This window comes from Terribacillus sp. JSM ZJ617 (assembly GCF_044383785.1).
Classification (GTDB): domain Bacteria; phylum Bacillota; class Bacilli; order Bacillales; family Amphibacillaceae; genus Terribacillus.
Genome location: NZ_JBISEQ010000002.1, coordinates 673,384 through 699,526, shown reverse-complemented (window position 1 = coordinate 699,526; position 26,143 = coordinate 673,384). Strand labels below are relative to the sequence as shown.

Sequence of the window (26,143 nt, the reverse complement as noted above, 5' to 3'; positions counted from 1 at the left end):
TTCTTATGGAGGCAGCTTCGGACAATTTAGGAGTGATTTTGATTGGTAGAGACAAACAGACGAAATCAGCAGCATGTGCGGAATTTCTCGATCATTGCCCACATCGATCACGGGAAGTCTACACTGGCTGACCGTATTCTCGAGAAGACGAAGGCTCTTACTGCGCGTGAAATGAAGGCGCAGTATTTGGATGCAATGGATCTGGAAAGGGAGCGCGGCATCACTATCAAGCTGAATGCAGTGCAACTTGAATACGAACGGGAAAATGGCGAGAAATATATTTTCCATTTGATAGATACACCGGGACATGTCGATTTTACATATGAGGTATCCCGGAGTTTGGCAGCCTGTGAAGGTGCCATCCTCGTTGTGGATGCAGCTCAGGGTATCGAAGCCCAAACATTGGCCAATGTATACTTGGCGATGGATAATGACTTGGAAATCATTCCGGTTATCAATAAAATCGATCTACCGAGTGCCGACCCGGAAAGGGTTAAGCAGGAAATCGAGGATGTCATTGGCATTGATGCGAGTGATGCTATTTTGGCATCCGCTAAAGCAGGAATTGGTATAGAAGAGATTTTAGAAGCGATTGTCGACCGGATCCCGCCGCCGAAAGGGAATGAGGATGCGCCGTTAAAAGGTCTGATCTTTGACTCTTTGTATGATTCCTATCGCGGTGTTGTCGCGTATACGTGTATCAAAGAGGGTTCTGTAAAAGTAGGCGACAAAATCCATATGATGGCTACAGGCAAGGAATTTGAAGTCAATGAGGTCGGTGTTTTTAATCCAGCGCCAGTTAAAAAGGACGAGCTAGTCGTTGGTGACGTTGGTTATTTGACTGCCTCTATTAAAAATGTAAGTGATACGCGTGTAGGGGATACCATTACATTAGCCAATAATCCAGCCAGTGAGGCACTGCCCGGCTATCGCCGCTTGAATCCGATGGTTTATTGCGGATTGTTCCCGGTTGATGCGAGCAACTACAATGACTTGCGTGAAGCACTGGAAAGACTGGAGCTGAACGATAGTTCCCTGCAATATGAAGCGGAGACTTCCCAGGCGCTAGGTTTCGGATTCCGTTGTGGCTTCCTTGGTCTATTGCACATGGAGATCATCCAGGAACGTATCGAACGAGAGTTCAATATTGATTTGATCACGACAGCACCAAGTGTTATCTACAATGTCGTCATGAATGATGGCAGCGAAGTGCGTGTCGACAACCCGGCGGCTTTGCCAGATGCACAATCACGTACGGAAGTGCAAGAGCCATACGTAAAAGCGACAATCATGGTACCGAATGATTACGTTGGTACAGTCATGGAGCTATGCCAGAAAAAACGCGGTGATTTCCAGGACATGCAATACTTGGACGATGTCCGTGTAAATGTAGTTTATGAAATCCCGCTCTCTGAAATCGTGTATGACTTCTTCGATCAGCTGAAATCCCAAACAAAAGGGTATGCAAGCTTCGATTATGAACTCGTAGGTTACAAGGCATCCGATCTGCAGAAGATGGATATTCTTTTGAATGGCGATACGATAGATGCTCTATCCTTCATCGTACACCGTGATTTTGCCTTCGACCGTGGTAAGGCAATAGTAGAAAAGCTGAAGGCGTTAATCCCGCGCCAGCAATTCGAAGTGCCAGTCCAGGCTGCAATCGGGAACAAGATTGTTGCCCGTTCCAATATTAAAGCGATGCGTAAGAATGTCTTGTCCAAGTGTTATGGAGGAGATATATCACGTAAACGTAAATTACTTGAAAAGCAAAAAGAAGGTAAGAAACGGATGAAGATGGTCGGTTCCGTGGAAGTGCCACAGGAAGCGTTCATGGCCATCCTGCAGATGGACGACGAATAAAAAACAGACAACCCTTGTCCTTATCAGACAAGGGTTTGTCATTGCGGAAGGAGGCAGCATGATGAACGAAGTAAAATCCGCGTATATCCATATACCTTTCTGTGAACAGCTTTGTCATTACTGCGATTTCACGAAGTTTTTCTATCGGGAAGATAGTGCAGATGAATATGTAGAAGCATTACGGAAGGAAATGGAGCATTACATTCCAAACAGACAGCAAATGAATACGATCTTTGTAGGTGGCGGAACACCAACCGCTTTGAATATGCAGCAGCTGGAGCATGTGCTGAAGAGTGTTGACAGCGCATTTGATGTTCACGCAGCCAGAGAATATACATTTGAAGCAAATCCCGGGGATCTATCATTAGAGAAGGCAAAGCTGCTTAAGCATTACGGGGTAGATCGAATCTCCCTTGGCGTTCAAGTGTTCGATGATAAACTTCTCGAAGCAATCGGCCGTGTTCACCGCGTCAAGCATGTATATGAAAGTCTTGATCTATTGAAACAGGCTGGCTTTGACAATATCAGCATCGACTTGATTTATGCGCTGCCGGGACAAACATTGGAGCAGTTTGGGCATACTGTGGAAGAAGCCTTGCAGTTCGATCTGCCGCATTATTCTTCTTATTCGCTTCAGATTGAGCCTAAGACGGTCTTTTATCAGCGGTATAAAAAGGGTACATTGAAAAAGGCGCCGGAAGAATTGGAAGCTAATATGTACAATCTGCTGCGCGATCAAATGAAGGCACATGGCAGAGAACAATATGAAGTGAGCAATTTTGCGCTTCCTGGTAAGGAAAGCCAGCATAATCTTGCATACTGGAACAATGATTTCTATTATGGACTTGGTGCAGGGGCACATGGGTACTTGCCAGGACGCCGCGTTATCAATATCCGTCCGCTTCCTGCTTATCTGAAGCAAGCGAATGAAAATGGTATACCGGTTCTGCATGAGGAGCCGATTGGCCGTAAAGAGCGTATCGAGGAAGAGCTTTTCCTTGGTCTTCGCAAGAAATCAGGAGTGAACAAAGCGAGCTTCCGAGACAAATTCGGTATCGAGCTTACTGAGGTTTACCGTAAGCCTCTGGATCTGCTGATCAGTAAAGGATGGCTCATTGAAGATGCTGAACACGTTGCTATGACTGAGGATGGATTTTTGTTCGGAAACGATGTATTCCAAGAGTTCCTTTTAGAAGAAGAACCGGCAAGCGTTTCGAATTGACAATTTTTCTAGGCTTTGTTACCTTATATGTATATTTAGCACTCCCTATTATCGAGTGCTAATCGAGGTGATGATCATGCTGACAGAAAGACAGCTGCGTATCCTTCAGGTCATAGTCGATGATTTCATTGAAACGGCGCAGCCGATTGGTTCGCGTGCTATCTCCAATAAGCAGGACGTTGCCTATAGTGCCGCAACGATTCGTAATGATATGGCTGAGTTGGAGCAGCTTGGCTTGATCGAGAAGACGCATACCTCATCCGGAAGAATACCTTCTGAAAGGGGCTATCGCTTCTACGTGGATCATCTACTGACACCGTTTCATTTGACGCGGCAGGATACGTCAGCGATCAAACAGACATTTTCGACGAACATACGTCAGATGGAAGAAGTCGTACAGCAATCCGCAGCTCTGCTTTCAGAGCTTACCAACTACACAAGTATCATATTGGGACCGGAAATGCTGGAGACGAAGCTCAAGCATATTCAGATTCTTACTTTGTCCGATTTTAGTGCTGTCATGATTCTGGTGACAGACACAGGGCATGTAGAGCATAAATCTTTCCGGATACCAGATGGGATGGATCATGCTGAGATGGAAAAGGTAGTGAATATCCTGAATGACCGTTTAGCTGGTGTACCGCTTATGATGGTGCCTGGCAGACTGAAGTCTGAAGTGCAGGAGCTGCTCAAGCAGCATACCGTCCATTTTGATACGATGTTCGCTTATCTGCGCTCCTTCATGGAAACGGAACAGCCGCTCAAGCTCTATTTCGGCGGTAAGACAAACATATTGATGCAGCCCGATTTTCAGGACTTGAATAAGCTGCGGAGCCTTTATACGATGATTGAAGAAGAAGGCGAGACGATTGCGCGTCTTCTCAAAGGAGAGCAAAATGGTCTGCATGTATCCATCGGCACAGAGAACAAGCTGGATGCGATGCAGGATTGCAGCTTTGTCACTGCGAGTTACACAGCGGATGGCTTACACATGGGAACCGTCGCCTTGCTGGGTCCGACCAGAATGGAGTATTCCCGGGTAATGTCGTTGATGAATGTTTTATCTAGCAAACTGACCAGCGCCTATCAGGACTGGCAGAAATGAGTTGAATATGGCTTGCTATACAGCAAGCCTTTCATATAAGCAATGTTTTTCAGGAGGTGACCATCATGGCAAATGAAAAAGAAAAAGTGAATGAAACCGAAGAGCAGGAAGCTGTTGAAACAGAAGTGGTTGATGTAGCCCCAGCTGAGGAATCCGAAACTAACGATGAAGGCAGCGAGCAACTAGCACAGCTCGAACAAGAAAAAAACGAGATGTACGACCGTCTGCTGCGCTTGCAGGCTGAGTATGACAATTTCCGCAAGCGTACACAGAAGGAAAAGGAAGCTGCCAGCAAATATAGATCTCAGGATTTGGCGGAAGCCTTGCTCCCTGTTGTCGACAACCTGGATCGCGCCCTTCAGACTGTTCAGGACGAAGAAGCGAATAAAGGTTTTGTCGATGGTATCCGCATGGTGCATCGTCAATTATTAGATGCATTCGACAAGCAAGGTATCGAGACGATTGAAACTGTAGGACAGCCATTCGATCCTCATCTGCACCAAGCTGTCATGCAGGTGGAAAATGATGAATACGAACCAAATACTGTCGTACAGGAATTGCAAAAGGGCTATAAGCTGAAAGACCGTGTCATTCGACCGGCTATGGTCCAAGTGAATCAATAAAGCACTACATATGCTGTAGAGGAGGAAAAATACAAAATGGGTAAAATCATTGGTATTGACTTAGGTACAACAAACTCTTGTGTGTCCGTAATGGAAGGTGGAGAAGCTCGCGTTATCCCGAATCCGGAAGGTAACCGCACAACTCCATCCGTTGTAGCATTCAAAAATGGAGAAAGACAAATCGGTGAAGTGGCGAAGCGTCAAGCGATCACGAACCCGAACACAATCCAATCCATCAAACGTCATATGGGTACGGATTACAAAGTGGAAATCGAAGGTAAGTCTTACACGCCTCAAGAAATTTCTGCTATCATCCTGCAGTACATTAAATCTTTCGCTGAAGATTATCTAGGTGAAACGGTTGATAAAGCTGTTATCACAGTTCCAGCATACTTCAACGATGCAGAACGCCAAGCAACGAAAGATGCTGGTAAAATTGCAGGTCTTGAAGTCGAGCGTATCATCAACGAACCGACAGCAGCTGCGCTTGCTTATGGTATCAATACAGAAGAAGATCAAACAATCCTTGTTTATGACCTTGGCGGCGGTACATTCGACGTTTCCATCCTTGATATCGGCGATGGTACATTCGAAGTAGTTTCCACTGCGGGTGATAACCGTCTTGGCGGTGACGATTTCGACCAAGTGATCATCGATCATCTTGTAGCGGAATTCAAAAAAGAGAACGGCATCGATCTTTCCAAAGATAAAATGGCAATGCAGCGTTTGAAAGATGCAGCTGAAAAAGCGAAAAAAGATCTTTCAGGTGTTACACAAACACAAATCTCACTTCCGTTCATCACGGCTGGTGCAGAAGGTCCGCTTCACTTGGAGCTTTCCCTATCACGTGCGAAATTCGATGAGCTTTCTGCTGATTTAGTTGAGCGAACAATGGGACCTACTCGTCAAGCTCTTCGCGATGCTGATCTTTCTGCAAGCGAAATTGATAAAGTTATCCTAGTCGGTGGTTCTACACGTATTCCGGCTGTAGTGGAAGCAATCAAAAAGGAAACTGGCAAAGATCCTTCCAAAGGCGTTAACCCGGATGAAGTAGTTGCACTCGGTGCAGCAATCCAGGGTGGTGTCCTTCAAGGTGATGTGAAAGACGTCGTACTTCTTGACGTTACTCCACTTTCCCTTGGTATTGAAACAATGGGCGGCGTGTTCACCAAATTGATCGAGCGCAATACGACAATTCCGACAAGCGCATCCCAAACATTCTCTACAGCAGCGGACAACCAGCCTTCTGTAGATATACATGTACTTCAAGGTGAACGTGAGATGGCAGCTTACAACAAGACGCTTGGCCGTTTCCAACTGTCGGATATCCCGCCAGCACCACGCGGTGTGCCGCAAATCGAAGTTACCTTTGATATCGACTCAAATGGTATCGTTAATGTTCGTGCGAAAGATCTTGGAACAAACAAAGAACAATCCATTACAATCAAATCTTCTTCAGGTCTTTCTGATGAAGAAGTAGAAAAAATGGTGAAAGAAGCGGAAGAGAACGCGGAGGAAGATAAAAAACGTCGTGAAGAAGTAGATCTTCGCAATGAAGCGGATCAGCTAGTCTTCCAAACGGATAAAACGTTGAAAGATCTTGCTGAAAATGTTTCTGAAGAAGATAAACAAAAAGCAGAAGCAGCGAAAGAAGAACTGAAGAAAGCATTGGAAGGTACTGATATTGAAGATATCAGAGCTAAAAAAGATGCGCTTTCCGAGCAGGTTCAAGCATTGTCTGTCAAATTGTATGAGCAAGCAGCACAGGCCCAGCAAGCACAGCAAGCGCAAGGCGGAGAAAAAGCAGATGATGATGTCGTAGATGCTGATTTCGAAGAAGTAAACGACGACAAAGACAATAAGTAAAAACTAGTTTCACCCGACAAGTCAAAGCCGCTTTCCGAGCAGCTTTGACTTGTTACATGTTTACAGTGTTTGCTGCCTATAGGGCTTAATGGTATGATAAAATTTATGTATAAGAGAGAGTCGGGAGAGTGATTGTCAGTGAGTAAGCGGGATTACTACGATGTGCTTGGCGTCGGGAAAGATGCCTCGAAGGAAGAAATTAAAAAAGCATATCGCAAACTTGCGCGCCAATACCACCCAGATGTGAATAAGGCGGAAGATGCAGCCGATAAGTTCAAAGAGGCAAAAGAAGCCTATGAAGTACTCGGCAATGAACAAAGGCGTACCCAGTATGATCAATTTGGCCACGCAGGCCCGCAGAGCCAAGGCTTCGGGGGAGCTGGAGCGCAGGATTTTGGCGGTTTTGGCGACATTTTCGATATGTTCTTTGGCGGCGGCGGACGCCGCAGCGATCCGAACGCACCACGCCAAGGCGCAGATCTGCAATACAGTATGACGCTCAGCTTCGAGGAAGCTATTTTTGGTAAGGAAACAGATATTGAGATTCCGAAAGAAGAGGAATGTGATACTTGTCACGGTTCAGGAGCCAAACCAGGCACCAAGCCGAAGACTTGTACGCATTGTAACGGAAGCGGACAGCTTAATGTCGAACAAAATACACCATTTGGCCGTGTTGTGAACCGTCGCGTATGTAATACATGTAATGGAACAGGTAAGATCATTCCAGATAAATGTAAGACTTGCAGTGGTTCCGGCCGTGTGCGTAAACGCAATAAAATCCATATCAAAGTCCCTGCGGGAATTGACGATGGCCAGCAAATCCGTGTATCCGGTAAAGGAGAAGCGGGTGTCAATGGAGGACCTCCAGGAGACCTTTATGTGGTCATTCAAGTACGCAGTCATGAGTTCTTTGACCGTGAAGGCGATAATATTTATTGTGAAATGCCTATTACATTTGCTCAAGCAGCACTTGGTGATGAAATTGAAGTGCCGACAGTTCATGGCGCAGTGAATCTTAAAGTTCCAGCAGGTACGCAAACAGGACGTACATTCCGTTTGAAAGGCAAAGGATCACCGAATGTGCGCGGGTATGGTCAAGGGGACCAACATGTGAAAATTCGTGTTGTAACACCTACGAATTTATCGGATCGTCAGAAGGAGCTATTGCGTGAGCTCAACGATATAAGCGGTAATGACCCAACCGACGAACAGCATGACAATATTTTCACACGTATGAGACGTGCGTTCAAAGGTGAGTCTTAATAAAAGGAGTGACGTGTACGTGAAATGGGCGGAGCTGTGTATCCATACTACGAATGAAGCGATTGAGCCAATTTCGAATATCCTGCATGAAGCAGGTGCCAGCGGTGTTGTAATCCAGGATCCAGAGGACTTGGTCAAAGATCATAAAACGACGTTCGGTGAAATCTATGCGCTGGATCCAAAAGATTATCCAGCAGAAGGCATCTTTGTGAAAGCATATTTGCCTCTTAACAGCTTTTTGAATGAATCGGTGAATGAGATCAAAGCAGCGATCACAAATCTGAAAGAATATCAGATTGATATTGGTGCAAACGACGTGACAGTCAGTGAAGTAGATGAAGAGGATTGGTCTACCGCTTGGAAGAAATATTACAAACCGGTGAAGATCTCCGAAAAGTTCACCATCATACCTACATGGGAAGAGTATACACCGGTAGCAAGTGATGAAGTGATCATGGAACTTGATCCTGGCATGGCTTTTGGTACAGGGACTCACCCGACGACGGTACTTAGTGTACAGGCAATCGAACGTTATATAACTAAAGGCGACATTGTCATTGATGTTGGTTCTGGTTCTGGTGTACTGAGCATCGCTGCCGTACTGCTCGGTGCTGAGCATGTACATGCATTCGACCTCGATGATGTGGCGGTAAACAGTACCAGGGTCAATGCAGAGCTGAATCAAGCAACTGACCGTATTACGGCCAGTGCGAACAATTTGCTCGAAGGCGTTGAGGTGGAAGCGGACGTTATCGTATCGAATATCCTTGCTGAAATCATTTTGAAATTCACAGATGACGCGTATAAATTGATCAAACCAGGTGGTCTGTTCATTACGAGCGGCATTATCAGCCAGAAGAAAGGCGACGTAAAAGAAGCCTTGATAAAAACTGGTTTTGATATTGTTGAAGTCAATGAAATGGAAGATTGGGTTGCCATCATTGCAAAGAAGAATTAAGGCAGAGGTGAGCATATGCAACGCTATTTCGTAGAAGCTGCCAATTGGCAGGATAACCGGATTACGTTGAATGGACAGGACGCTCATCATATCAATCGGGTGATGCGGATGAAAACAGGCGATAATATCATCTGTGTCCATCCGGATGGGCATGCCGCAAAATGTGAGATTGACGAATTGGTGTCAGATCATGTTACTGTCTCCGTAGTCGAAAAAGTCGATATGGATACTGAAATGCCAGTATCAGTAACGATTGCCCAAGGGCTTCCCAAGGGTGACAAACTGGAATGGATCGTGCAGAAAGGAACGGAATTGGGTGCAGCTGCATTTGCTCCTTTCCAAGCTGCTCGTTCCGTTGTAAAATGGGACGAGAAAAAGAAGGACAAAAAACGGCAGCGCCTTGAAAAGATTGCCAAAGAAGCTGCCGAGCAGTCCAGCCGTTTGATAATACCGGCAATAGAGGATGTGCAAACCTTCCAAATGCTGCTTGATAGCAGCGATACATACAAGCACAAATTGTTCGCTTATGAAGAAGCAGCAAAAGGATTGAAGGCAGAACCGCTTCGATCTGTTTTCCAGCACATTTCCCCATCAGACAATGTGCTTGTCGTAATCGGACCAGAGGGCGGATTCAGTGAATCAGAAGCTGATGCGCTTCAAAATGCAGGTTTTGCACCTATCAGGCTCGGACCTCGAATTTTGCGCACAGAGACCGCTCCACTGTATATGTTGGCTAGTCTATCGTACCATTTTGAAGAATGAGGTGTTTTACCATGCCTACAGTGGCATTCCACACATTAGGTTGTAAAGTGAACCATTATGAGACGGAAGGTATTTGGCAGAAGTTCAAAGCCCAAGGCTATGAAAGGGTGGATTTTGATCACCAGTCAGACGTGTATGTTATCAACACTTGCACGGTTACGAATACTGGAGATAAAAAAAGCCGCCAAGTCATTCGCCGGGCAGTACGTAAAAATCCTGAGGGCGTCATTTGTGTAACCGGTTGTTATGCGCAAACGTCCCCTGGTGAAATCATGGAGATTCCGGGAGTGGACATCGTAGTTGGTACGCAGGGCCGGGACAAGATGATTGAGCATATCGAGGAATTCAAGGTGAAGAAGGAACCGATCAACGGAGTTTCGAACATCATGAAAAACCGTGTTTTCGAGGAAATGGATGTACCAGCCTTCACCGACCGTACGCGTGCATCGTTGAAAATCCAGGAAGGCTGCAACAACTTCTGCACTTTCTGTATCATTCCTTGGTCCCGCGGATTGCTGCGTTCCCGTAACCCTGAGGACGTCATGAAGCAGGCTCAGCAGCTTGTGGACGCTGGTTACAAGGAAATCGTCCTTACAGGGATTCATACAGCAGGATACGGCGAGGATATGCAGGATTACAATTTTGCTAAATTGCTGCGGGAATTGGAGGCGAATGTACGTGGATTGAAACGAATCCGTATTTCCTCCATTGAGGCAAGCCAGATTACGGATGAGGTCATTCAGGTACTGGATGAGTCTGAGAAAATCGTGCGTCATTTGCATATCCCGCTTCAATCTGGATCTGATTCCGTTTTAAAACGCATGCGCCGCAAGTATTCTTCAGACTTTTACCGCAGTAAAATCGATAAAGTGAAGAAAGCTTTGCCTAACCTTGCCATTACGAGTGATGTGATTGTCGGCTTCCCGGGTGAGACAGAAGAGGAATTCATGGAAACATATCGTTTCATTCAAGAAATCGGTTATAGCGAGCTCCATGTGTTCCCTTATTCCAAGCGTACAGGAACACCTGCTGCACGTATGGCAGACCAAGTGGACGACGAGACAAAGAATGAGCGTGTCCACCGTCTGATTACACTTTCGGATCAGCAAGCGAAAGAATATGCTTCTCAATTCGAAAATGAAGTATTGGAAGTCATTCCAGAAGAGCTTTTTGACAAAAACGAATCCGACACATTATATGTCGGCTATACAGATAACTATTTGAAAGTGAAATTCGAGGCAACACCGGACATGATCGGTAAGATTGTCCGTGTCAAGCTGACTAAGGCTGGCTATCCGTATAATGAAGGCCAATTCGTCCGGGTAATGGATGATGAGGAAGCAAGTGTAACTATCTAAACTTGACTATAAAAGGAGTTATTTCTCTTGGAAAATATCGCTGGATATATTGATCACACACTTTTAAAGCCTGATGCTACAAAGGAACAAATCGATGTAATTGTTGAGGAAGCGGCAACCCATAAATTCGCTTCTGTTTGTGTAAATCCGTACTGGGTTTCTCATTGTGCAGAACAGCTTAAAGGTACAGATGTGAAAGTATGTACTGTTATCGGATTCCCTCTTGGCGCTTCGACTAGCGCGGTAAAAGCTTTGGAAACAAAGGACGCTATTGAAAAAGGTGCTGGTGAGATCGATATGGTCATCAATGTCGGTGCTTTGAAATCAGGCGATTTAGAGACTGTTGAATCTGACATTCGTGCAGTTGTGAAAGCAGCAGCAGGTGTACTGACGAAAGTGATTATCGAGACTTCATTATTGACTGATGAAGAAAAAGTAACAGCTTGTGAGCTTGCTGTAAAAGCTGGAGCTGATTTCGTCAAAACTTCCACTGGTTTTTCCGGCGGTGGTGCAACAGTGGAAGATATCAAATTGATGCGTAAGACAGTCGGCCCGGACATCGGTGTAAAGGCCTCCGGCGGTGTGCGTGACCGCGAAGCTACACTGGCTATGATCGAAGCAGGTGCTACTCGCATCGGTGCCAGCGCAGGTGTTCAGATCATCGCAGGCGTTGCTGGAAGCAGCGATTATTAAGAAGGAATTATGAAATGTGCGGTGATTATGCACCTTTCTATTGACCAGGATTTAGCATTATATTATAATGAGCAAAGACATATGCAGCAGTGCATATGAGTTAGCACATTGTTGTATGCTTCGGAGGGAGGGAAATTAGCATGTCAAACACTACTCGCGTTCGCAAAAACGAGTCTCTTGAAGATGCTCTTCGTCGCTTTAAGCGCACTGTTTCTAAAAGCGGTACTCTATCTGAATACCGTAAGCGTGAATTTTACGAAAAACCTAGTGTACGTCGCAAGAAAAAATCTGAGGCGGCTAGAAAGCGTAAGTAAGCAAAGAGGGTGCAAAGAGATATGTCATTAACAGAACGTCTGAACCAGGATATGAAGACTGCCATGAAAGCAAGGGATAAAGAAACGCTCAGCGTAATCCGTATGGTGAAAGCTGCCCTGCAGAATGAAGCAATTCGTACTGGAAATGACACGCTGTCAGAAGATGAAGAACTTACCGTTTTATCTCGTGAGGTAAAACAACGAAAAGATTCCCTCCAAGAATTCCAAGAAGCTGGACGCGATGATCTTGCCCAGAAGCTTGAAGCCGAGCTTCAAGTCCTGAAAGATTATATGCCCGAACAGCTTTCGGAAGAAGAACTTGAAGACATTATTAAACAGACCATCACGGAGGTAGGAGCTACTTCCAAGAAAGACATGGGCTCAGTCATGAGCGCTGTTATGCCGAAAGTTAAAGGCAAAACCGATGGTTCTTTAGTTAATAAAATCGTGAATAAGCACTTGTCTTAACTGATAGTTATATGAATATCTAAAAGGAAAACCCAATCATGAATGATTGGGTTTTCTGCTTTTTTACGAAAGTTTATCTACATATGAAACCTTTTCTTTATCCAAGCGTATAAGTTAACGTACATAACAACTGTAAACGAAACCAGGAGGATTTCTATGCTGCAATATATCACACTTCCAAGTCTTCAAACAGCGATGCACAGCTTCGGCGAAACAATGCAGACGTGGATCACTTCTCCGGTTCTTGTGACAATCCTGCTTTCCATAGCTTTTGCTGGATTGGCTGTCGAAATGTTCACACCCGGCTTTGGAGCGGGTGGGATACTTGGAATCATTGCTGGAGGAATGTTTCTTTACGGTCATATTGCGGCAGGACTAGCAACCAATACGGATATTCTGCTTTTGACTGCAGCCATCATTTTACTTGTCTTGGAATTATTCGTACCTGGAGGCATAATGGGCATACTTGGTATGATCGGGTTACTATGGGCGCTTTTTTCTATGGCGGCTGATAGAACCGATATGATGATGAGTGTAAGTATTGCATTCGTGGTCACCGTTTTGGCTGTTGTATATGTTATTCGCATTGTCGGATTTGAAAAAGGGATGTTCAAGCCGATGATACTCCAGGAAACACTCAAGCCGGATACGCTTCCTAGCTTGACAGTCCTGATTGGTAAACGTGGTGTAGCGAAAACACCTTTGCGCCCGTCAGGTACAGCCGATATTGATGGCAGGGTAATGGATGTCATCACTGAAGGCAGGTATGTTGCCAAAGGATCGGGAATAGTTGTTATCCGTACAGAAGGCACGAAAATCATCGTCAGTCCTGTGACGAACAAGGAGGAAACAGAATGAATCAAGATATACTAGTACCGATTATTATTGCTGCAGTCATTTTGATTGCATTGATTATTTTATTCACTTTCGTACCAGTTGCATTATGGATCAGTGCCCTGGCAGCAGGTGTCCGTATCAGCATATTCACATTGGTAGGGATGCGTTTAAGACGTGTTATCCCATCACGTGTCATCAATCCATTGATTAAAGCCCATAAAGCAGGCTTGAAGGTTGATACAAACCAGCTGGAGAGTCATTATCTGGCAGGAGGTAATGTCGACCGTGTCGTCAATGCACTTATTGCAGCACACCGTGCGAATATCGAATTACCATTTGAACGCTCAGCAGCAATTGATCTAGCTGGTCGTGATGTATTGGAAGCTGTGCAGATGAGTGTCAATCCGAAAGTGATTGAAACACCGTTTATTTCAGGTGTGGCGATTGATGGTATCGAAGTGAAGGCGAAAGCCCGTATCACCGTGCGTGCCAATATCGACCGACTTGTGGGTGGTGCCGGAGAGGATACCATCATCGCGCGTGTAGGGGAAGGAATTGTCAGTACCATCGGTAGCTCGACCAACCATAAGAATGTATTGGAAAACCCGGATAAAATCTCACATAATGTGTTAGAACGCGGTTTGGATTCCGGTACGGCATTTGAAATTCTCTCCATCGATATCGCAGACATTGATATCGGTAAAAACATTGGGGCGATGCTTCAAACGGATCAGGCAGAGGCAGATAAGAATATCGCCCAAGCCAAAGCTGAGGAACGTCGTGCGATGGCTGTAGCACAGGAGCAGGAAAACTTAGCCCGCGTACAAGAAATGCGTGCCAAGGTAGTAGAAGCAGAAGCGGATGTTCCGCTTGCTCTTGCTGAAGCACTGCGTTCAGGTAACATGGGCGTGATGGATTATATGAACTACCAGAACATCAATGCAGATACAACAATGCGAGACAGCATTGGTGACTTGTCAAATAATGACGAGGAAGAACGTTAAGTTTTAGAAAGGTGGCAGGTGCATGTTTGACATTTTGCAATTTCTCGTGCCGTTAGCAATTGCTGCCATTGCTTTCTTTTTTAACTCCGCAGGTAAAAAAGGAGATCAAGATAACGATCCCCGACGCACGCAGCCTCCGGTCAAGAACTGGAAGGAAAAGCAGCCTCGTGCAAGCAGAGAGGATCGTCAGCAGAAACAGAGGCCAGTTAAAGCACCAGAACTGATTCAAGCCGAGCAGAAAGCAGATGAATATAGAAAGCAGACGACGGAGGCAATTCAGCAAGCTCTGGAAGTGCGCAGTGCCTCCTCTGTCCGTCGTCAGGATAATAAAGACCAAACTCTAGCTAAGCCAATCAAGCTGAAACGGCCTACTAGCAGACAATTAGCAGAACAGGTTCTCTGGTCTGAGATACTCGGAGAACCACGTGCGAAAAAACCGCATCGCGCATTCAACAAGCGAGTCCAATAATGGGCTCGCTTTTTTCGTGCATCAGACTGTTCTCACTTGCCTCTTAGCAACATAGAATGTGCAGAGGGGAGCTGATGGAAATGAAAAAATGGCAGCAGCGGATCGGAAATTGGTTCACCGAGCATTTGGATATGCCTGCTGATGTGGTGCTTGAACTCCCTCGGATTACGACAATCGGCCATTTTCATGCATATATCGAAAATCACAGAGGGCTTGTGCTTTTTTCTGATAACGAACTTAGGCTGCGTCTCAACACAGGTTTCCTCCGGATAACAGGGGAATCATTCGTACTGAAAGTCATGCTTCCAGAGGAAATCCTGCTCGAAGGCAAAATGAAGGAATTCAAATTCATTGAATCATAAGGCAAGCGGATCGGGGAGGTACGTATGAAGAAGCACACACAGGATATTTATTTTACTGGATATGTGACCGTACTGATAAAAGGGGACAGACCGGAGCTATTTTTTAATCAGCTTGTACAGGAGAAGGTTCTTGTCTGGGATATCATCAAAAAAGACAGTCAGACATGTGAAGCGAAGATAAGGAAACAGGATATAAGCAAGCTTCGCATGCAGCGAAGAGGGACAGGCTACAAAATTCAGTTCCGCAGCAAGCATGGGTTTCCTTTCCTCTTCACTGCATTGCTGCATAAGAAACCGTTGCTGCTCGGTATAGCCATCAGCATCCTGTCTATTTTCTTTCTCTCCAATACAGTCTGGAAAATTGAAGTGAAAGGCGTAAGCCCGGAGTTAGAGCATCAAATCGAAACACAGCTGGATGAGTACGGCGTGCGTTTAGGTGCCTTCAAGCTGACGCTTGGCGCTCCAGTTGATATCCAGCAGCGTTTGTTACAGGATATTCCGGATCTTCTGTGGATAGGAGTGCAAGAGAAAGGGACAACCTATGCATTGGAAGGTGTACCGAAAACAATCGTTAAAGAAGAAGCACAACCAGGACCTCGGCACCTTGTGGCAAAGAAAAAAGGCGTTATCGTCGACATGTTTGTATCAGAAGGAGTGCCGCAAGTTGGGGTGCATGATTACGTAGAGCCTGGAGATGTGCTCGTTTCCGGTTTGATCGGGAATGAACCTCCTCCTATTGACAAGGATCAAAAGGATAAGACAAAGCAGAAAGATACACGTAAGCATGTTGCAGCGACTGGTAATGTCATCGCACGGACGTGGTATAATGTGTCTGCAGCAGTTCCGCTTGAAGAAACATATACTGTTCTTAGCGGTAAACAGGAAAATAAATATGCAATTCGGATTGGAGACGATTTCCAGTTTCCGGTTTGGGGGTTCGGGGAAACTGGGTTCAAGGATTCCCAGGAACAGACTGCTGTACGCCATCTCCGGTTCCTCCGCTGGGAGCTGCCGATCGGGATGAGTAAAACGACGGAGTACGAACGGGTCACGAAACAAGTGAAACGGACAAAAGAGGAAGCGAGTAAACAGGCTGAAAAATTAGCCAAACAGGATTTACAGCTCCAAGTTGGTGCTGATGCTGACATTATTTCTCAAAAAATTTTACATGAGACTGTCGAGAATGGTAAAGTTAAATTAATCTTATACTTTCAAGTAAATGAAGATATTGCAACATCTCAACCTATATCTCAAGGAGATTGATTATGCCCGAAGACGTAAAACGTGTGAATTTGCAATTAAAAGATACTAATGAAACATTAGCTCTGTTCGGCACGGAGGATCGCCATCTGAAGCAGATCGAAGAACATTTCCGTGTTTCCATTGTCACGCGTGGGGAAGAAGTTCGCGTAACTGGACCAGAAGAAGAAGTCCGCACGACAGAGGAGTTGCTGCAAGCGTTGGCTGCTGTCATTCGGCGCGGCATTCCGATTGGAGAACGCGATGTGGTGTACGCTATTGAGTTAGCCAAAAAAGATAAACTGGATCAATTCGAAACATTATTTGATGATGAAATAACGAAAAATGCAAAAGGCAAGTCAATTCGTGTCAAAACACTCGGCCAGCGGAATTATATCAATGGTATCAAGTCCAATGACTTGGTCTTTGGTATAGGACCTGCTGGTACAGGTAAAACCTATTTGGCAGTTGTAATGGCTGTCAATGCTTTGAAAAAAGGTATCGTAAAGCGTATCATTTTGACACGGCCGGCAGTGGAAGCAGGCGAAAGCTTAGGATTCCTTCCAGGTGACTTGAAGGAAAAGGTAGATCCGTATTTGCGCCCGTTGTACGATGCCTTGCATGATGTACTCGGCTTAGAACAGACGACTCGTCTGATTGAGCGTGGAACGATCGAAATCGCTCCGCTTGCTTATATGCGCGGACGTACACTGGATGATGCTTTCGTTATCCTGGATGAAGCCCAAAACACAACAAACGCCCAGATGAAAATGTTCCTCACAAGACTCGGTTTCGGGTCCAAGATGGTCATCACAGGCGATTTGACTCAGATCGACTTGCCGAAAGGTGCTCTATCTGGTCTGCGTTCTATCGAGACAAAGCTCAGTAATGTAAAAGGTATCTATTTTACCTACTTAAAGCAGACAGACGTAGTGCGTCACCCGCTTGTGCAACGAATTATCGAAGCTTACGAATCAGAATAAAAAGGAAAGAGGCCCGGCTTCGGGTCTTTTTCGGTTTAAGCGGATAGGAGGGCAGAGTGTGGCTAGAAAGAAGTTCAGGGAACTGTTTAGAAGAAAATCAGAAGCTGGTGAACGTGCATTCATTTTGATTGGAGCAATATTGCTCGGATGCTTCTTCTTTGTTACGACAGCTTCCAATGTGACAACGAAGAATTATGACGTCCAGATTTATGATGCAGCAAAAGAAACGATACGTTCACCGATTACCATCGAGAATGAAGCCGAGACGGAAAGACAAAGACAGGAAGCCAGCCAGCAAATAGATGACCGCTATACTGTATCCTCTGAAATAACAGAAACGAAAACAGATGCGGTTGAAGAGATTTTCTCTGCGATCGGACAAGCAGATGAAGCCGACCAGCCTATCGACCAAAGAGTCGAGTCAGTCAAGAATCTGCTTTCCGAATCTGTTAAGGAAGATTTGACAGACAGACAGCTGGAACAGCTGCTCCAAATACCGTCAGACGAAAGAGAAATCAGTGAAAAAGTATTCGTCGACACGATGACTGGATATCTTGAAGATGGGGTAAAACGCGATGAAGTACAGCAGACGAAGGAAGAGATGGGAGAAAGAATCGGTTATGCAGATGTGTCTGCAGGCGCTAAGCAAGCACTCCGTTCGCTGACTAGCTTTGCTATTGTACAGAATGCATCCTTTGACGCACAGGATACAGCCTCAGCAAGAGCAGAAGCCCAGCAGAGCGTAGCTCCTGTCATGATTCGTGCAGGCCAGATCATCGTCCAGGAAGGACAGACGATCACGAACGATGTTTATGAAGAACTGAAGCTCGTAGGTCTATTGAACAATACTAGGAATGTCCTGCCGCTTGTCGGTCTGGTACTATTCGTGGCTCTTTTAACCGGTGTTCTGGCATATGAAACAATACATACATTAAAAAAACGGACTAGACCGAGTAAGTCTGTCCTTTTGTTTTCGTTTTTGCTTATTTGTATGTCTGCCCTACTGTTGAAGTTGGTCAGTGCTCTTGGAACAACTGATCTGCATTACTATTTACTGCTTCCTGCAGCGTTTGCGGCAGTTTTGTTCAGGCATTTACTGAGCGAACGGTTCGCTATCGGATATGCCATCGTGTACAGTATATTGGCTGGAATCATCTTGAACGATGAAATACCTGGATCTTTAAACATGGAGGCGACACTTTACTTCCTGTTCGCCCAGCTGGCAGCTGTCTATTCCATTCGAAATGTAAAGGATAAAGCAGCGATGGCAAAAGCACTTCTTTTGCTGGCAAGTGTGCAAGTGATTAGTGTATTGTTATTCTTATTCTTCGCATTCGAAAAATATGCTTGGGATGCGGTGCTGCTTTATGTTGGTTATGCCGTTTTGTCAGCTATATTGACAGTCGTACTTGTAGCTGGTATTCTGCCGTTCGTCGAAGCCGGATTCGGTGTCCTTTCCGAAACGAAGCTTTTAGCATTATCGAAACCGAATCACCCATTACTGAAAAAGATCCTTACTGATGCTCCTGGGACATATCATCATAGCATCATGGTAGCCAATTTGTGTGAAGCTGCATGTGAAGCAATCGGAGCAGATGGCCTGCTAGCCAGAGTCGGTGCGTATTACCATGATCTTGGCAAAACACGACAGCCGCAGCTTTTCATTGAAAACCAAATGGGCCGAAAGAATCCACATGACAAGTTATCACCGCGGCAAAGTGCTGAAATTATCATTCGCCATCCATTTGATGGGGCACAAATGCTGCAAAACAACCATTTCCCAAAGGAAATTGTTGATATGGCCGAACAGCATCATGGGACATCGCTTTTGAAGTTTTTTTACTACAAGGAAAAGGAATATAATAAAGACGTAAAGGAAGAAACTTATCGCTATCCAGGTCCAAAACCATCGACGAAAGAGACAGCGGTCCTATCGATTTGTGATTCTGTCGAAGCAGCAGTTCGATCCATGAAAGAGCCGACTCAGGAAAAAATCGGCACCTTGGTAGATAATATCATCAAGGATAAGCTAATGGATGGCCAACTAGATTGTGCGCCGTTGACTTTACAGGAATTGCAAGTAATCAAAGAAGCGATTTGTCAGGCGCTTACGGGAATATTCCATTCCAGGATCGAATATCCGGATGAAGAAAAAGTGAAGGAGGCAAACTAATGCATATTGATTTCCATGATAAAACGAATAGCGTGACAGCAGATTATGTAGATCTGATTGATCGGCTTATCCAATACGCAGCAGATGCAGAGAAAATAACAGAAGAAGCGGAGATGTCCATCACATTTGTGGACAATGCTGAAATACAGGTGATCAACCGTAATTACCGTCAAAAGGATGTACCGACAGACGTCATATCCTTTGCCATGCAAGAAGAAGGGGAAGGCGAACAGCAAATAATCGGAGAAGAAATCCCGATTGTTTACGGTGATATCATCATCTCTGTCGACAAAGCGAAAGAACAGGCAGAAGAGTATCAGCATAGTGTGGAGAGGGAACTTGGTTTTCTCGCTTTGCATGGCTTCCTGCATCTTTTAGGATATGATCATATGAATGAGGCAGATGAGAAGAAGATGTTCGGCCGACAAGAGGAGATTTTGAATGGCTTCGGACTCAAACGGGAAGAAAACTAAGTCTGGCATCGGATTCCGCTATGCGTGGAATGGGATACGCTGGACTTTCCTCGAGGAGAGGAATTTCCGTATTCATACAATCGCAGCAATCATCGCCCTGATAACAGGCGTGATTCTCCGGATCGACCCAGCGGAATGGGCGGCTATCCTTTTAAGTATCGGTTTCGTCATTGTGACGGAGATGATTAATACAGTCGTCGAACTTATGATGGATCACCTATCGCCCGAACAAAGCAAGGCAGCAGGTCTCATCAAGGATATTGCAGCAGGTGCCGTCCTCATTGCGGCTATCACTGCCATTTGTGTCGGTCTTGTCGTTTTCGTTCCGGAAATCATTTCTGTATTGTGAGGAAAACCGTCCATGTAGATGGACGGTTTTTTTACTCTCATTGGAGCATCGTCTAGCTGCGGGAGTCAGGGACTGCGCCGTAAGCGATAAATCCCTGCGTAAGAGAAGAACACCTTACTCCGGGCTTTCTCACTTACTTCTTCGTCCCTAACCGACTCTCTCCGCTTTTGGTTTTCCGTCTAGCTGCGGGAGTCAGGGACTGCGCCGTAAGCGAGAAATCCCTGCGTAAGGGAAGAACACCTTACTCCGGGCTTTCTCACTTACTTCTTCATCCCTAACCGACTCTCTCCGCTTTTGGTTTCGTCCAGCTGCGGGAACCAGAAACTGCGTTGTAAGCAATGAATCCCGCCGTGGGGAAATCACCCACTCTGGGCTCCTTTGCTTACCACTTCGTTTCTTAACGGTTCCCTCCGCTTTTGATTTTTTTAACCCCTTTTGTCGAATGGGTGAAGTGGCGGGGGATTTGTAGTAAGATAGAGATACAACATTTTTATAGTACTCGAGGTTTTTGTCGTACTAGTACTTGGAGGAATATAACAGCATGGAGAAAGAATTTCGCTCAGGTTTCATTTCCATCATCGGGAGACCCAATGTTGGGAAATCAACTTTATTAAATCGTTTTGTCGGTCAGAAGATCTCTATTATGAGTGATAAGCCGCAGACGACGCGCAACCGGATTCAAGGGGTGCTCACGCAGGATGATGCACAATTCATCTTTATTGATACGCCTGGAATCCACAAACCGAAGCATAAGCTCGGAGATTTTATGGTGAAGACAGCAGAGAACACAATGAATGAAGTGGACGCTGTCATGTTCATGGTCAATGCCGAGGAAGGCTATGGCAGAGGGGATCAATTCATCCTTGAACGACTGCAGAAAGTCAACAACCCGGTTTTCCTGGTACTGAATAAAATTGATAAGGTCCATCCGGATAAGCTGCTCGAACTTATCGAGCTGTATAAGGACAAGTTGGACTTCACAGAAATTGTCCCAATCAGTGCGCTGGAAGGCAATAATACGGCGCATTTACTTGAAACGTTAAAAGGTTATCTGCCAGAGGGGCCGCAGTATTACCCGGAAGACCAAGTGACGGATCACCCGGAGCGCTTCGTTATAAGTGAGCTCATTCGTGAGAAGGTACTACATTTGACACGGGAGGAGATACCGCATTCGATCGCTGTTGTCATTGAAGCAATCGAGAATCGCCACAGCACGACGGAGAAGGTATTTATCCAAGCTACGATCATCACGGAACGAAAATCCCAAAAAGGGATCATCATCGGAAAGCAGGGCAGTATGCTCAAACAAGTCGGTAAGCTGGCGCGTAGAGATATAGAGATGCTGCTTGGCAGTAAGGTATTTCTCGAGCTTTGGGTTAAAGTGCAGCCTGATTGGCGGAATAAGCAAGCGCAGCTCAATGATTACGGTTTCAGCCGTGAAGAATATTGATAGCTGGTAATATTTGAAGCACATGGATTGAGGAGAAGGTGTCATCCTAACTAGGAGAATGTTTTGTATATTCATTTCTTAAAAAAAGCATAGAAAGGTGGACTTCCTGTGATTGATTTCCATTGGCAAATCTTTAGCAAGACCGGGAGTATCGAAACCTACTTATTGATGAAAGAAATCGAAACAATGTACAATTCACTATTACCTCCGGAGCAAAATAACATCATTGAGCTCCCGACTTATAATCGGCTTCAATCTAAAATGTAAGCAACTGGACTGGGGAGAGAGCGTTGCTCCAAAACGTAGAAGGAATCATCCTGCGCACACAGGATTATGGGGAAACACATAAAATCATTACCATATTCACAGAAGATCGCGGCAAGATCGCTGTGATGGCAAGAGGTGCAAAGAAACCGAAAAGCAGGATGGCTGCCATTGCGCAGCCATTCATCTTTGGGTCATTTCTAGTACAGCTTGGCTCGGGCATGGGAGCCATGCAGCAAGGAGAACCTCTGCAAAGCTTCCGGTCGATCCGTGAAGATATCGTCAAAACAGCTTATGCGTCTTATATAGCGGAAATGACAGACAAGCTGACAGATAATAATAAGCCTGATCCTGATTTATTTCGCCAGCTGCTGCAGGTGATGGAGTGGATCAATGACGGCAAGGATGCAGATGTTTTGCGAATCATCTATGAATTGAAGATGTTCCGCCGCGGTGGTTTTGCGCCGACAGTGCATCAATGCGTTAATTGCGGAAATACGGAGCTGCCTTTCCGGTTTTCCGTACCGGAAGGCGGTATGCTTTGCAGACGCTGTATGCATCTTGACCCGGATGCATATGTATTATCAGAAAAAGTAACGAAGCTTCTGCAGCTATTTTCGAGTATCGATATTTCCAGGATTGGCAATATATCGGTGAAGCCAGAAACTAAAAGGCTTCTAAACGAGCTGCTTGATACTTATTATGATCGGTACGGTGGTTATTTCCTGAAAAGCAAGAAGTTCCTTGCACAATTAGATAAACTTCAATAAAGGTTTGTTGACAATTAGTGCGGCCTTTTAGTATGATAGTAACAAAATCGACGGCTTGCGTTGAAGAAGAGTAGTATCCGTCCGGTCCTTTGCATAGCGAATCTGGGATAGTGAGAGCCAGAACAAAGACAGACGGAGAAGGCGCTTTGGAGCAAAAGGAAAAAAGAGTGGCTTCCATTTGGGAGCAATTAGGGTGGAACCGCGGTAATCCCGTCCCTATGCTGTTTAAGCAGCATAAGGACGGGATTTTTCTTTGTCCATCCAGACGTTGATGAAAAGAAGATGGAGGGAATCCGATGAATATCCAAAATATGATTTTGACGTTACAAAAGCATTGGTCAGACCAGGGCTGTCTATTGATGCAGGCGTATGATGTAGAAAAAGGGGCAGGAACAATGAGCCCTATGACTTTATTGCGCAGCCTTGGACCTGAGCCGTGGAACGTAGCTTATGTGGAGCCTTCCCGACGCCCAGCTGATGGCCGATACGGGGAAAACCCGAACCGTTTATACCAGCATCATCAATTCCAGGTGATCATGAAGCCTTCACCAGACAATATCCAGGAACTATACTTGGACTCTCTTCGCAAGTTGGGCATCGATCCATTGAAGCATGATATTCGCTTTGTTGAGGATAACTGGGAGAACCCGACACTTGGTGCCGCTGGACTTGGCTGGGAGGTTTGGCTTGATGGTATGGAGATCACGCAGTTCACGTATTTCCAGCAAATCGGCGGCTTGGAAGCAAAACCCGTTTCCGTTGAGATTACATATGGTCTGGAACGACTTGCTTCTTACATTCAAGATAAAGAGAATGTTTTCGAGCTCGAATGGACAGATGGCGTTACAGTAGCTGATATCTTCAAGCAGCCGGAGTTTGAGCATAGCACATATACTTTTAAAGAATCTGATACAGACATGCTGTTCCAGCTGTTTGATATGTACGAAAAAGAAGCGAAGCGGATCATGGATCAAGGGCTTGTCTTCCCTGCGTATGATTACGTGTTGAAATGTTCCCACACATTCAACTTGCTCGATGCCAAAGGCGCCATCTCAGTGACAGAGCGAACTGGTTATATCGGCAGAGTACGTAACTTGGCCAGATCCATTGCGAAGAGCTATGTAGCAGAACGGGAACGACTTGGCTTCCCAATGCTGAAAGAAGGAGCGGATGAGCATGCAAAATAAGGATGTACTTTTCGAAATTGGCTTAGAAGAAATGCCAGCACGGTTTTTGCCTGGCACGATTGAGCAGTTGGAAACCAAGACGACAGCATGGCTGAATGAGCTGGGTCTCTCCTTTGAAAAGGTACTTGTACAAGCAACACCGAGACGTGTGGCTGTTTCAATCCTAGCACTTTCCGATAAGCAGCCTGACATCGAAGAAGAAGTGAAAGGACCTGCACTTCGAATCGCAAAAGATGAAGCAGGACAATGGTCGAAGGCAGCACAAGGTTTCACGCGCGGCCAAGGTGCTTCAGTTGATGATATCTATACGAAAGACGTGGATGGAACAGAATACATCTTTGTGAAGAAGTTTGTCAAAGGTCAGCATGCTACAGACTTGCTGCCAGCTTTCAAAGATGTACTGTTAAGTCTGCATTTCCCTAAGAATATGCGCTGGGGATCCGGCAGCTTGCGTTATGCACGACCAATTCGCTGGATCGTAGCACTGTATGGTGAAACGGTCATTCCAATGGAGATAGCGGGAACAGCATCATCAAATCTTACTTACGGTCATCGATTCCTTGGAAAAACAGCTACAATTGATAATCCTTCTGTTTATGCATCTGTACTGGAAGAGCAATTTGTTATTGTAGATCAGAAGAAGCGCCAACAGATGATCATCGATGGTATTCGTCAATTGGAAACTGCAAACGGCTGGCAAATTCCAATTGATGAAGATCTTTTGGAGGAAGTGCTGTATTTGGTGGAATACCCGACTGTATTCCATGGCGATTTTGCTGCCAGCTTCCTGGATTTGCCGCAAGAAGTGCTGATTACGAGCATGAAGGAACATCAGCGTTACTTCCCAGTCACAGACACGTCTGGGCAGCTTTTACCGCATTTCATCGGTGTACGTAATGGAAACAGCGATCATTTGGAGAACGTAGCACGCGGAAACGAAAAGGTGCTTCGTGCCAGACTTCAGGATGCCGAATTCTTCTATGCGGAGGATAAAGCGCAGCCGATTGAGAAAGCGCAAGAAAAGCTGTCTAAAATGGTGTATCAAGTGGAACTCGGTACCTTGCAGGATAAAGTGGACCGAGTGACGAAGATTGCGAGGATGATTAGTGAAGCTGCAGCTATCGATTCGGAAACGTCAGCTCGGGCAGAGCGCGCTGCAAGCATCGCCAAATTTGATCTTGTGACGAATATGGTGAACGAATTCACTGAACTTCAAGGTATCATGGGTGAGAAATATGCGCGCCACTTCGGCGAAGCTGAAGAAGTAGCCCAAGCAATTCGCGAACAGTATATGCCGCTTTCCTCCCATGGAGAGCTTCCTGAGTCTGTGGAAGGTACGATTGTCAGCATTGCCGATAAATTGGACACAATCGTTGGAAGCATGGTAATCGGCAATGTTCCGACTGGTTCACAGGATCCTTATGGTTTACGCCGTCAAGCAATTGGCATCATCCAAATGCTGTTGAAGACAGACTGGCAGATCACGGTAGAAGAGATAGTCGATCGCACAGTGGAATTGTTTGAGCAGCAAGCTTTGCCGACTGTTGAAAAGGATACTTATACAGAAGATATTCGCAATTTCTTCTACCAGCGTGCTTCTCAATTGCTGAAAGAGGAAGGTATCTCTCATGATGTTGTGGAAGCCGTTCTTTCTGTACAAATCGGTAACTACCCGTACACACTTGCTAAAGCGAAAACATTGCAAGTATTGCGTCAGGATGAGAGCTTCAAACCAATTCAGGAAGCATTGGGACGCGTCATAAACCTTGCTAAAAAAGGTGCTGATCACGGGGTAGAGGAAGCGTTATTCGAAAATGAATACGAGCGGCAGCTATACAGCAAGCTCGCTGAGAACAAAAAAGCTTATATGGAAGCTGCAAGCAACCGTCAAGCGAAAGAAGCTCTGTATACGCTGGCAGCGTTCGCTGACACTATCCATGCATTCTTCGATCATACTATGGTCATGGCAGAGGATGAAAAATTAAAAACGAACCGCTTATCATTATTGAACCAATTGGCTGCACTAATTCTCAGCTATGCAGATGTGACAAAAGTACAGTGGAAACAGGTCCAATGAGGGCAGTTCTT

General features: G+C 45.4%; 26 protein-coding genes. All 26 read left to right on the top strand.

The window, feature by feature from the left end:
• Positions 1-42 precede the first annotated feature (42 nt).
• The 26 genes from lepA to glyS all read left to right on the top strand — a co-directional run bounded on the left by lepA (position 43) and on the right by glyS (position 26,132).
• Positions 43-1,863: a translation elongation factor 4 gene (gene lepA / locus ACH6C1_RS09800; protein WP_366247191.1), complete on the top strand. Its 1,821-nt coding sequence runs from the start codon at positions 43-45 to the stop codon at positions 1,861-1,863.
• 61 nt (positions 1,864-1,924) lie between these two features.
• Complete coding sequence (gene hemW, locus ACH6C1_RS09795; RefSeq protein WP_366249922.1) at positions 1,925-3,085, top strand: radical SAM family heme chaperone HemW; 1,161 nt, start codon at positions 1,925-1,927, stop codon at positions 3,083-3,085.
• A 76-nt stretch (positions 3,086-3,161) separates the two neighbouring features.
• A complete protein-coding gene (gene hrcA, locus ACH6C1_RS09790) occupies positions 3,162-4,190 on the top strand; it encodes a heat-inducible transcriptional repressor HrcA (protein WP_095222472.1) in 1,029 nt (342 codons plus the stop codon).
• Between the two features lie 65 nt (positions 4,191-4,255).
• On the top strand, positions 4,256-4,813 hold the full coding sequence (gene grpE, locus ACH6C1_RS09785; protein WP_374076659.1) for a nucleotide exchange factor GrpE: 558 nt from the start codon (positions 4,256-4,258) through the stop codon (positions 4,811-4,813).
• 36 nt (positions 4,814-4,849) lie between these two features.
• Positions 4,850-6,679 carry a molecular chaperone DnaK gene (gene dnaK, locus ACH6C1_RS09780; protein ID WP_374076657.1) on the top strand — a complete coding sequence of 610 codons (1,830 nt, stop codon included), beginning with the start codon at positions 4,850-4,852 and terminating at the stop codon, positions 6,677-6,679.
• 138 nt (positions 6,680-6,817) lie between these two features.
• Positions 6,818-7,942, top strand: a complete 1,125-nt coding sequence (dnaJ, locus tag ACH6C1_RS09775) for a molecular chaperone DnaJ (protein ID WP_374076655.1) — start codon at positions 6,818-6,820, stop codon at positions 7,940-7,942.
• 19 nt (positions 7,943-7,961) lie between these two features.
• Positions 7,962-8,900, top strand: coding sequence for a 50S ribosomal protein L11 methyltransferase (gene prmA, locus ACH6C1_RS09770; protein ID WP_374076653.1), 939 nt, complete (start codon positions 7,962-7,964; stop codon positions 8,898-8,900).
• A gap of 15 nt (positions 8,901-8,915) precedes the next feature.
• Positions 8,916-9,662 (top strand): 16S rRNA (uracil(1498)-N(3))-methyltransferase, encoded by a 747-nt coding sequence (locus tag ACH6C1_RS09765; protein ID WP_374076651.1) that lies wholly within the window; start codon positions 8,916-8,918, stop codon positions 9,660-9,662.
• A gap of 11 nt (positions 9,663-9,673) precedes the next feature.
• Positions 9,674-11,020, top strand: a complete 1,347-nt coding sequence (gene mtaB, locus ACH6C1_RS09760) for a tRNA (N(6)-L-threonylcarbamoyladenosine(37)-C(2))-methylthiotransferase MtaB (protein ID WP_374076649.1) — start codon at positions 9,674-9,676, stop codon at positions 11,018-11,020.
• Positions 11,021-11,047: 27 nt separating this feature from the next.
• Complete coding sequence (deoC, locus tag ACH6C1_RS09755) at positions 11,048-11,713, top strand: deoxyribose-phosphate aldolase (protein ID WP_374076647.1); 666 nt, start codon at positions 11,048-11,050, stop codon at positions 11,711-11,713.
• A gap of 140 nt (positions 11,714-11,853) precedes the next feature.
• Entirely contained in the window at positions 11,854-12,027 is a 174-nt protein-coding gene (gene rpsU, locus ACH6C1_RS09750) for a 30S ribosomal protein S21 (protein ID WP_077308578.1), read from the top strand.
• A 21-nt stretch (positions 12,028-12,048) separates the two neighbouring features.
• Entirely contained in the window at positions 12,049-12,495 is a 447-nt protein-coding gene (locus ACH6C1_RS09745; protein WP_095222480.1) for a GatB/YqeY domain-containing protein, read from the top strand.
• A gap of 156 nt (positions 12,496-12,651) precedes the next feature.
• Complete coding sequence (locus ACH6C1_RS09740) at positions 12,652-13,353, top strand: NfeD family protein (RefSeq protein ID WP_374076644.1); 702 nt, start codon at positions 12,652-12,654, stop codon at positions 13,351-13,353.
• Positions 13,350-14,336 (top strand): flotillin-like protein FloA, encoded by a 987-nt coding sequence (floA, locus tag ACH6C1_RS09735; RefSeq protein ID WP_095222482.1) that lies wholly within the window; start codon positions 13,350-13,352, stop codon positions 14,334-14,336. The genes ACH6C1_RS09740 and floA overlap by 4 nt, the downstream gene beginning before the upstream one ends.
• A gap of 22 nt (positions 14,337-14,358) precedes the next feature.
• Complete coding sequence (locus ACH6C1_RS09730; RefSeq protein ID WP_374076642.1) at positions 14,359-14,805, top strand: hypothetical protein; 447 nt, start codon at positions 14,359-14,361, stop codon at positions 14,803-14,805.
• A gap of 80 nt (positions 14,806-14,885) precedes the next feature.
• Positions 14,886-15,167, top strand: a complete 282-nt coding sequence (yqfC, locus tag ACH6C1_RS09725) for a sporulation protein YqfC (RefSeq protein ID WP_176465689.1) — start codon at positions 14,886-14,888, stop codon at positions 15,165-15,167.
• A gap of 24 nt (positions 15,168-15,191) precedes the next feature.
• Positions 15,192-16,430: a sporulation protein YqfD gene (gene yqfD / locus ACH6C1_RS09720; protein WP_374076639.1), complete on the top strand. Its 1,239-nt coding sequence runs from the start codon at positions 15,192-15,194 to the stop codon at positions 16,428-16,430.
• A 2-nt stretch (positions 16,431-16,432) separates the two neighbouring features.
• Complete coding sequence (locus ACH6C1_RS09715; protein WP_095222486.1) at positions 16,433-17,389, top strand: PhoH family protein; 957 nt, start codon at positions 16,433-16,435, stop codon at positions 17,387-17,389.
• Positions 17,390-17,447: 58 nt separating this feature from the next.
• Positions 17,448-19,562, top strand: coding sequence for an HD family phosphohydrolase (locus ACH6C1_RS09710; protein ID WP_374076637.1), 2,115 nt, complete (start codon positions 17,448-17,450; stop codon positions 19,560-19,562).
• Positions 19,562-20,035, top strand: a complete 474-nt coding sequence (gene ybeY / locus ACH6C1_RS09705) for an rRNA maturation RNase YbeY (protein ID WP_095222488.1) — start codon at positions 19,562-19,564, stop codon at positions 20,033-20,035. The genes ACH6C1_RS09710 and ybeY overlap by 1 nt, the downstream gene beginning before the upstream one ends.
• On the top strand, positions 20,004-20,384 hold the full coding sequence (locus ACH6C1_RS09700; RefSeq protein WP_374076634.1) for a diacylglycerol kinase family protein: 381 nt from the start codon (positions 20,004-20,006) through the stop codon (positions 20,382-20,384). The genes ybeY and ACH6C1_RS09700 overlap by 32 nt, the downstream gene beginning before the upstream one ends.
• Before the next feature lie 541 nt (positions 20,385-20,925).
• The gene (era, locus tag ACH6C1_RS09695; RefSeq protein WP_366247178.1) at positions 20,926-21,834 is read left to right on the top strand and encodes a GTPase Era; all 909 of its coding nucleotides are present in this window, start codon (positions 20,926-20,928) and stop codon (positions 21,832-21,834) included.
• 108 nt (positions 21,835-21,942) lie between these two features.
• Positions 21,943-22,101 (top strand): YqzL family protein, encoded by a 159-nt coding sequence (locus ACH6C1_RS09690; protein WP_095222491.1) that lies wholly within the window; start codon positions 21,943-21,945, stop codon positions 22,099-22,101.
• Positions 22,102-22,124: 23 nt separating this feature from the next.
• The gene (gene recO, locus ACH6C1_RS09685) at positions 22,125-22,868 is read left to right on the top strand and encodes a DNA repair protein RecO (protein WP_366247177.1); all 744 of its coding nucleotides are present in this window, start codon (positions 22,125-22,127) and stop codon (positions 22,866-22,868) included.
• A 296-nt stretch (positions 22,869-23,164) separates the two neighbouring features.
• Positions 23,165-24,055 carry a glycine--tRNA ligase subunit alpha gene (gene glyQ, locus ACH6C1_RS09680; protein WP_366247176.1) on the top strand — a complete coding sequence of 297 codons (891 nt, stop codon included), beginning with the start codon at positions 23,165-23,167 and terminating at the stop codon, positions 24,053-24,055.
• Complete coding sequence (gene glyS / locus ACH6C1_RS09675) at positions 24,045-26,132, top strand: glycine--tRNA ligase subunit beta (protein WP_374076631.1); 2,088 nt, start codon at positions 24,045-24,047, stop codon at positions 26,130-26,132. Before glyQ ends, glyS begins: the two co-directional genes overlap by 11 nt.
• Positions 26,133-26,143 lie beyond the last annotated feature (11 nt).